The sequence below is a fragment of the Mycobacterium sp. genome (genome assembly GCF_044223235.1).
Taxonomy (GTDB): Bacteria; Actinomycetota; Actinomycetes; order Mycobacteriales; family Mycobacteriaceae; genus Mycobacterium.
Window position 1 is genome coordinate 1 of sequence record NZ_JBGAME010000042.1, and the last position, 8,323, is coordinate 8,323.

At 64.3% G+C, this 8,323-nt stretch carries 6 protein-coding genes and 1 pseudogene; 3 read left to right on the forward strand and 4 right to left on the reverse strand.

Translation table 11 applies throughout. The features are described 5' to 3' along the window. Together ADBZ6K_RS25745 and ADBZ6K_RS25750 are read right to left on the reverse strand one after the other, a co-directional pair. Positions 1 to 1,191: sugar transferase (locus ADBZ6K_RS25745; protein ID WP_526352067.1), on the reverse strand; the 1,191-nt coding region annotated here is incomplete at its 3' end. A 1,260-nt stretch (positions 1,192 to 2,451) separates the two neighbouring features. Then, positions 2,452 to 3,027, reverse strand: a complete 576-nt coding sequence (locus ADBZ6K_RS25750; protein ID WP_526352069.1) for a hypothetical protein — start codon at positions 3,025 to 3,027, stop codon at positions 2,452 to 2,454. A gap of 584 nt (positions 3,028 to 3,611) precedes the next feature. Here ADBZ6K_RS25750 and ADBZ6K_RS25755 point away from each other — a divergent pair. Then, positions 3,612 to 4,595 carry an NAD-dependent epimerase/dehydratase family protein gene (locus ADBZ6K_RS25755; RefSeq protein WP_526352071.1) on the forward strand — a complete coding sequence of 328 codons (984 nt, stop codon included), beginning with the start codon at positions 3,612 to 3,614 and terminating at the stop codon, positions 4,593 to 4,595. A gap of 27 nt (positions 4,596 to 4,622) precedes the next feature. Here ADBZ6K_RS25755 and ADBZ6K_RS25760 read toward each other — a convergent pair. Next, positions 4,623 to 4,865 (reverse strand): annotated as a pseudogene (locus ADBZ6K_RS25760) (MaoC/PaaZ C-terminal domain-containing protein); the annotation flags it as partial. 172 nt (positions 4,866 to 5,037) lie between these two features. Between ADBZ6K_RS25760 and ADBZ6K_RS25765 the strand changes: the two are divergent. Then, complete coding sequence (locus ADBZ6K_RS25765; protein ID WP_526352073.1) at positions 5,038 to 5,823, forward strand: 2-keto-4-pentenoate hydratase; 786 nt, start codon at positions 5,038 to 5,040, stop codon at positions 5,821 to 5,823. A 142-nt stretch (positions 5,824 to 5,965) separates the two neighbouring features. Here the strand turns inward: ADBZ6K_RS25765 and ADBZ6K_RS25770 are convergent, their stop codons facing one another. Beyond that, positions 5,966 to 6,163 (reverse strand): hypothetical protein, encoded by a 198-nt coding sequence (locus tag ADBZ6K_RS25770; RefSeq protein WP_526352075.1) that lies wholly within the window; start codon positions 6,161 to 6,163, stop codon positions 5,966 to 5,968. Between ADBZ6K_RS25770 and ADBZ6K_RS25775 the strand changes: the two genes are divergently transcribed. Then, the gene (locus tag ADBZ6K_RS25775) at positions 6,162 to 8,264 is read left to right on the forward strand and encodes a RecQ family ATP-dependent DNA helicase (protein ID WP_526352077.1); all 2,103 of its coding nucleotides are present in this window, start codon (positions 6,162 to 6,164) and stop codon (positions 8,262 to 8,264) included. The two genes, ADBZ6K_RS25770 and ADBZ6K_RS25775, sit on opposite strands and share 2 nt — an antisense overlap. Positions 8,265 to 8,323 lie beyond the last annotated feature (59 nt).

Sequence of the window (8,323 nt, forward strand, 5' to 3'; positions counted from 1 at the left end):
TTCAACCATGGTGCGGAACTTCAGCATCGAAAACCGCCTGCCGTCTATTCCAATGCGCTCGGAGGCGTAGAAGACGGGACCCTTGCTACTCAACTTGATGGCGATGGCAGTGATAACAAGAATTGGAAGGGTGCCGATGAGGGCGGCCATCGCGAAACAAAAATCAAACGCGCGCTTCTGAAAGCGCTTTGCGCCGTGATACTGAGGCTTCTCAATGTGCAACAGCGGTAGACCGGCGATCGGTCGCATCACAAGTCGATTGAGCGCCACATCCATCACTCCAGGTGAGACGACAAGATTCACGCCCATCGGCTCGAGTTCCCAGATAAGCCTGCGGAGTCCCAGAACCCCGAACTGTCCCGTGTCGGCGATCGCCACTGTATCGGCGCCGCATGCGTGGATCGCCTTCAGTGCATCGGTCTCCCCGCCAACGATAGGAACGGATTGACCGTTGACCATCAGGCATTCGCCACGTGGAGGACCGTATCCCGGTACCCCGATCCCCACGACCTGATATCCATCGGTGGGGTTTCGCGTGATCTCGTTCGCGAGGTTTTGCACCGCTTCGCGCTCACCGATGGCCATGACCGCGGTTCGGTATTGGCCATCTACGCGCTTGCGCATCAAATATTCGCGCCACATCCACCTGCTCAGCACCAAGCCGAGTACGCCTACAGGAAGAGCCACCGCGAGATAGCCGCGCGAGATCTGAAGTTTCAGAAGTAGTTCGGCGATCGCAATGGCCCCGAAGGTTCCGAATGACGCGGTGATCACCCGGCGGTACTCCTCGATGCCCGCACCGATGTATTTTGGCGATCTGGTATGGAAACAAGCGAGAGCGGACGACCAAATGATCACCAGGAGAGCCGAATACGCCGTTACGTAATGACTCATGTATCCGGGCGACGTCGGCGTGCTGCCGAATCGGACGTACTGTGCGAGTATCACCGCGGAACAGATGACAACGGAGTCTGAAATGAGCAGATGCGCGGCGTATCGCCGCTCCCATCTTGAGCGGGCAAGCACCCGGTCCGATAGATCTGCAACCGTTGCAGCGGCGGCAGGCGCGATGCGGACCGAGTTGCGCGTACGTTCCTGATCGTCGACCACGGTGTCGCGATAATCAGGTGGCGCCGAACGCTCGTTGCCGTTACTGGGTCGGTAGATGACTTCCCGCGGCGACACTGACATTATCCCGCGACTCCTGTGCTCAACTCGTTGATTTCGCTTACCTTGCGGCTTTCCCGAGGCGGTCGACCATAGGGGTTCGACGCGAGCCCGCAGCGCATGGCCTCACGGCTCGGAATACCGTGAAACTCCTGTCTGGCAATGAGTTTCAGGGCGACCGCCGCAGAAATGGTGCTTACTGCCGGCACCGCCCGCTCCGTAGTGGGCCCGGGGCGTGGGCGGCTGAAGATGTTGACCAGGCTCAAACGACTCATCCCCCTTCGCCGACGCGACAACTTGCCGTGCCAACGAACGCCCCCTGCGGTCGCAAATGTATACATATTAGCTGTACCTACACTCAGCGGCAGTGCTGCGTCCGTGATTCGCCGAACGTACCACCATCGATCGCACCCAGCAACCAAAACTAGCAAAATCTATTGCCCTGCCGACATGAACGCTGGCCGATCCGAGGCCCGCAAGCGTGCTAGCGAATTCATATCTGGTCGAGGTACTGGCATTTTAGGAATGACGCAAAGCCATGGAATCTGTCGACAGGCCGCCCTGCTGTCGGGGCTCGAAACATACCACCTGGGTTTCAGCAATGAATCGACGCGGCGCGAGACGACTTGGCGGGTGCGCCACCTCGGGCAGTGGCCCCGGCCCTTCGCACTACGGACCATGTAGTCGCGATAAACAGCTATGGCAAACGGATTTTCTCGAACTGAACAGTCGGTGACGTGCCCAGACTGGCTTGAGTGGGGCAGGGTGCCGCGGCTGAGGTTGGGAACAATCGATCAGGCGATCTCACGGCGAAACCGCGTGGCCAGTGGTCCGCCGTCGGATCTAGCGATCGCCGGCTTCGGGATCGCCCGGAGGCTTTATAGGTGCAGCTACTCCCGGCTGGAACAACGGGATGGCTGGCACGCAGTTCTTTTCCGCGGCATGGACCAGGGCGTCGAGCTTCGCCGAAGACAACAGCAGGCGCGGCTTACCGATCCAGCCGCAGGTGCAGCACGCCTGGCTTCGGTAGTGAGGGCGGACCACCGCTGCGATGCCTGGCCGGTCGTGCCCATCACCCATCGCTACTGGGTCACCAACCTCGGCGAACACGGCTGCGGCTCAAGTACGCGCCCGCAACGCCCACTGCATCCGGGTTTTATTGCTCACCTGAGCCCTGCTAGCCGCCACCGTTCGTACTGGCGGCCGTGTATATGGTGAGGCCAGAGCGTTGCCATGGCAAGCGATGAGGTTTGTCGACTCTCGAGTTGCGACGGCCGGGATTCGTCAGCGGTTGGCTCCTTCGAGAATGCGCTGGTCCCGTTTCATGATCGATCCGGCCGTGGTCATGTCGTTCAACACCGTCAACAAGGCCTTCCAGAGGGTCTGTAAGTCGCTTGACTGTGCCGGGTCGGTGAGCGCATTGCACTCGGCCGCAAAGGTTTCAGCATCGGTGACGAGTGACTGGAGCGCGTGCGTCAGGTCGGGCTCCGGCGTGGGAATGTGCGTGGATAGTTCGTCGGTGAGGTGCTCACTGGCTGCCCGGCAGGCTAGTTTCGCGGCACTCACGTCCCGCGCGTTCACGGCCGTCCGGACAGCGTCCAGTTCACTCCTGCCGTCGGTCATAGCGGCATAAATTGCTGTGACTCGAGACCGCTCTGCCCACGCGGCCATCGCCTTGATGGCTTGCTCATCGGGGCGAACTTCACCCCAGCCGTCGGGGACGTGACCGGGTCGCGCCGCAGATTGCGCTTCGCTCGTCGTCGGGGTGGCTGCTACCGTCTGTGTCGCTGTCGTGTCGGCCCTGCCGGCGCATCCCGTCAGGACAGCAGCAACGGCCACAGTGGCGATCGTCGCTTTCATGCGCGCCAATGGTAGCCCTATCGCGTGCCAGGCGGAACGGTTGAGCGTCGGTATTGCCAAACAATTAGTTGCAACCCAGTTACGGTCAGGGGCGGCCGCGCGCGGTTGCGCGCGGCTCGGTCGGTTCGACCTCGGCCTGGCGCGGTCGCGGGATGCTTGCCAATGCAGTAGCTCGCGGGCAAGTAGCCGAGGTTCGGCGGGCTTCGTCCATACTTGTGTCGGCCCGAGTATTGGGTCTCTAACTAGCATGTAGTCGTTCTCGATGGAGTACGGCGGCCGACAAGGCCCGCCTGGTGCGCGGGTTCTCGATGGATCAATATGTTTGCTGTAGCTGATGTGTACTGCGTGCGGTTCTGGTAGGGTTGCCGGATGCTCGTGATGGCACACGCGGCACGTCAAGCGCGTTATGGCAAAACGATGAGGCTTTGCCATAACGCGGGGTCGGCCGTCACGGCATCCGCGGGAAGCCGGATGCCGTATGTCTGTCCCAGTAGCGTTGTCGCAATCTCCACATGCCGGGATGAAGGGTCGGCGGAGCTGATGGATACGTCTCGGCTCCGCCGGCCATCCGGGGCTCGATAACGATGCGTGCGCTGGTCACCGGCGGTGCGGGCTTCATCGGATCGACATTGGTCGACCGCCTGCTGGCCGACGGCCACCAGGTGGTCGTGGTCGACAACTTCTGCACCGGCATTGCGGCGAATCTGGAGCACGCATACAACTGCAACCGGTCGCGCCCCCGTGCGTTCACGTCGGTGGACTCCGACATTCAGGCACCTGAACTCGTCGACATCGTCTCGGGCGTCAACCCGCACGTGATCTTCCACCTGGCAGCGCAGGTCGACCTCGACGTCTCTGTTTGCAACCCCCAATTCGATGCTCGCAGCAATGTTCTGGGCACCATCAATCTGTGCGAAGCAGCCCGGCAGGGCGGAGTCCGGCGGATCGTGTACGCCGCCTCGGGAACGGCCCGTTACGGTGCGCAAGCTGGCACCGTGGATGAATCCGATCGGATCGAACCGCTTTCGCCGCATGCCGTGGGCAAGCTGGCTGGCGAGCTGTACCTGCGCGCGTACGCGGAAATGTATGGCCTCGCTCCGATGTGCCTGGCACTCGCCGACGTATACGGACCGCGACAGAATCCTCACGGAGCTACCGGCGCGATTGCCGCTCTCGGCAGCGCGCTGATCACCGGTCGACCCCACTGGGTTTACCGCGACAGCAGTGACGCACGCGATCTCGTGTATGTCGAAGACGTCGTCGATGCATTTGTGCGCGCGGGGTGCGCTCCGCTGAGGAAGACTGGGACCTTCCACATCGGCACGGGGCAGTGCACCACCATGACGGATGTGTACAACCTCATGTCGGCCGTCCTCGACGGAGCGCCGGTGCCGAGTGCGGACGAGGTCCGGGGCGTCGATCTGAATGCGATCACGTTGGATACGACGAAGGCCGCGAACGAACTTCATTGGAAGCCCGCCGTCGGCCTGGTGGAGGGGATACGGCGGACGATGAACTGGCTGTGCGACATCCTCGAGGCCGAACCGTCCGCGCTTCTCGGTGCTTAAGCAGCGGCCAACTCCACGCCCGTCAATACCGGCGTCGCCGTCCAGGACCGTGTCGACAATCGCCTTGCCGGCGATACCGAACATGCACAATCCATGCAGGATGGGTCCTAGGAATCCGGCAGCTGCGACGAATTCCGGATCGGAGTGCAGTGGGTTGCGGTCGCCGCGCAACCGGTACGACAGCGCTTGCTGCGGCGGCGTCGGCATCAGCACCTCGACATCTGGCGAACGATATGGCAGCGCAACCGAATTCGACGGTCCACCTTCTCCAGGCTTGCTGTTGTGAGGCCTTGATGTGCGGCGGTGGGGCAGCGACCATGCCCGCGGCGCGGCTCCCGACCACGACGACGTCGAACGGCTGTCCCGTTATGTAGAACACGTTATAGAATTGCCCCGGGCGGGGGACAACTTGCCTGTTCCACGAAACGAGGGACGTCATAAAGTGCTCACTCTTGAGGTGCGGGAGGACCTCGCCGCCACCCTCGCGCGGGCCGAGCGGTCCCGCGAACCGATCGCACCCCTGACCGCAGCGCAGCCGGGCATCGACGTCGCCGACGCCTACGAGATCCAACTGATCAACATCCGTCGGCGGGTCGCCGACGGTGGGCGCGTGATCGGCCACAAGGTGGGCCTGTCCTCCGAAGCGATGCAGACGATGATGGGTGTGGACGAGCCGGACTGCGGGCACCTGCTCGACGACATGCAGGTATACGAGGACCTCCCGGTCAAGGCAGGCAGATACCTGTACCCGCGTATCGAGGTCGAAGTCGGGTTCGTCCTCGCCCACGATCTGCCCGGCGCCGGCTGCACCGAGGACGATGTGCTGGCAGCGACCGCCGCGTTCGCCCCGGCGATCGAGCTCATCGACACCCGCATCAGCGACTGGAACATCAAGCTCTGCGACACCATTGCGGACAACGCGTCGTCGGCGGGTTGGGTACTCGGCGATGCGCGGGTGTCGCCCAAGGACGTCGACATCACCGGCATCGATGTGGTGCTGAGCCGCAACGGGGAGACGGTCGCGAAGGGCCGCAGTGATGCGGTTCTCGGCAATCCGGTCACGGCGGTGGCTTGGCTGGCCCGCAAGGTCGACGAATTCGGTGTCCGGTTGAAGGCCGACGACATCGTCCTGCCGGGGTCGTGTACCAAAGCCATCGACGCCCGACCGGGCGACGACTTCGTTGCTGACTTCGCCGGCCTTGGCGTCGTGCATCTTTCGTTCAAATAGCGTCGAGTGACCGTCACGGACCGCGCCGAGATTGACTTTTTGCAGGCCCGCTCTTGGGTTCTGTCTGCAAAACGTAGATCTCGCGCCGACGGCGTGCGGAATCGGACTGCAGATTGCAGCCCCGCAGTGGGTTACAGGTGGGTTACAGGCCTGCCAGGATGAGCGCCAGGACGTCGAGAGTGTCGATGAGCAGGTCCTCGCCGAATCGCGGCAGGCGCGGATCATGGCCGATGCCGGCTGCCAGGGCGTCTATGTCGTCGACTCCGCGAGCGCCCTGGTGCTCGATGGTGTGGCCACACCGGGTGTCGGTGTCGGTCGGGACAGGCACTATGTCGGGCATGGCCACACGTACGCAGGCCCAGGCGCTCCTGGAGCAGCTGGCGGGACCCGACGCCCAGTTACGCGACGATCAGTGGACCGCGATCGAGGCGCTGGTCGTGCATCGCCGCCGCGCACTCGTCGTGCAGCGGACCGGCTGGGGCAAGTCGGCGGTGTACTTCATCGCCGCCAAGCTGTTGCGCCTGGCGGGCAGCGGGCCGACGGTCATCGTCTCCCCGTTGCTGGCGCTGATGCGCAACCAGGTGGCCGCCGCCGAGCGGGCGGGAGTTCACGCGGCGACCATCAACTCCAGCAATGTCGCCGACTGGAACGACATCCACGACAGCGTGGCAACTGGTGCACTCGATGTGCTGCTGGTCAGCCCGGAGCGGCTGAACAACCCGGATTTCCGAGACGCCGTTCTTGCCGCACTTGCCGGCGACGCCGGGTTGGTCGTGATCGACGAGGCGCACTGCGTGTCCGATTGGGGACACGACTTCAGGCCCGATTACCGTCGGATCCGCACGCTGATCGCCGACCTGGGCACGGACATTCCGGTGTTGGCCACCACAGCGACCGCCAACGATCGCGTGGTCGCCGACGTCGCGCGGCAGCTCGACGCCGGAAGGCCGGGTCATGACATCCTGGTGCTCCGTGGCGGTCTCGACCGTGAATCACTGCGGCTGTCGGTGCTCACCGTCGGCAATCCGGCACAGCGGCTGGCATGGATTGGGGCGAACCTGAATTCGCTTCCGGGTTCGGGCATCATCTATACGCTCACCGTGGCGGCGGCCAACGACGTGGCCGCCGACCTGCGCGAGCAGGGCCACGCCGTCGCCGCTTACACCGGTTCGACGGAAGCCGCCGAACGTGAGGGGCTCGAGGCCGACCTGATCGCCAACCGGGTCAAGGCCCTCGTCGCCACATCGGCGCTGGGCATGGGATTCGACAAACCCGATCTGGGCTTCGTCGTGCATCTCGGCGCGCCGTCGTCACCGATCGCTTACTACCAGCAGGTGGGCCGCGCCGGTCGCGCGATCGCCGCTCCCGGATGCGCCGAGGCGATTCTGCTGCCGGGACGCGAAGACCAAGACATCTGGCGATACTTCGCCTCGGTGGCGTTCCCGTCCGAAGCGATGGTGCGCAAGGTCATCGGTGCCCTCGAACCCGATCGCCCCCTGTCGACACCCGCGCTGGAGCCCTTGGTCGATCTCAACCGCAGCCGCCTGGAGATGGTTCTGAAGGTGCTGGATGTGGACGGCGCCGTCCGCCGGGTCAAGGGCGGGTGGATCGGCACCGGTCAGCCCTGGGCGTACGACGAGGAGCGCTACCGGGCGCTGGACGCGGCGCGCAGGCGCGAACAACAGGCGATGCTCAACTATCAGGACACCGGCGGGTGCCGAATGCTGTTCCTGCGGGCCCAGCTCGACGATCCCGGCCTCCGCGATGCCCAGCGGTGCGGTCGGTGCGACAACTGCACCGGATCCCGCTTCAGCCCCGACGTCGACGTGGAGGCAACCGAGGCCGCCAGACGTCGACTTGTCCGGCCTGGGGTCGAGCTGGCCGCGCGCAAGCAGTGGCCGACCGGGCTGGCCAATCTTGGGGTGGAGTTGTCCGGACGTATCGCCGACGGTCCAGCAGCGGGCCGGATCATCGGCAGGCTGTCGGATCTCGGCTGGGGCGACCGGCTGCGCCACGTCCTCGGCGAACCCGACGCTGAGGTTCCCGATGACCTCCTGCGCGCCGCCGTCGACGTGCTCGCCGCGTGGGACTGGGCGATGCGCCCGGCGGCGGTGATGTCGCTTGATTCCTCGACGCACCCCGTGCTCATCGCCTCGCTTCGCGCCAGCATCGTAAGCCTGGGCAGGCTGACGGACCTGGGTGTCCTGAGATATCGTCCGCAGCGCCGACCGGTCACCGCCGCCAACTCGGCCTACCGCGTTGCGGGCCTGCATGATTCGTGGGAGCCGCCGGATCCCGCCGCGATTGCGGCAGTACCGGGTCCGATACTGCTGATCGACGATTTCACCGACAGCGGTTGGACGCTGACGATGGCTGCGCGGATGCTCCGGCAGGGTGGTGCGGCACAGGTGTTGCCGTTCGCATTGGCCGGCGTCGGGTGACCGGGACGTGGTCCCGCGCACGTGAGGAGCGAAAAATGGTCCCGCGCACGTGAGGAGCG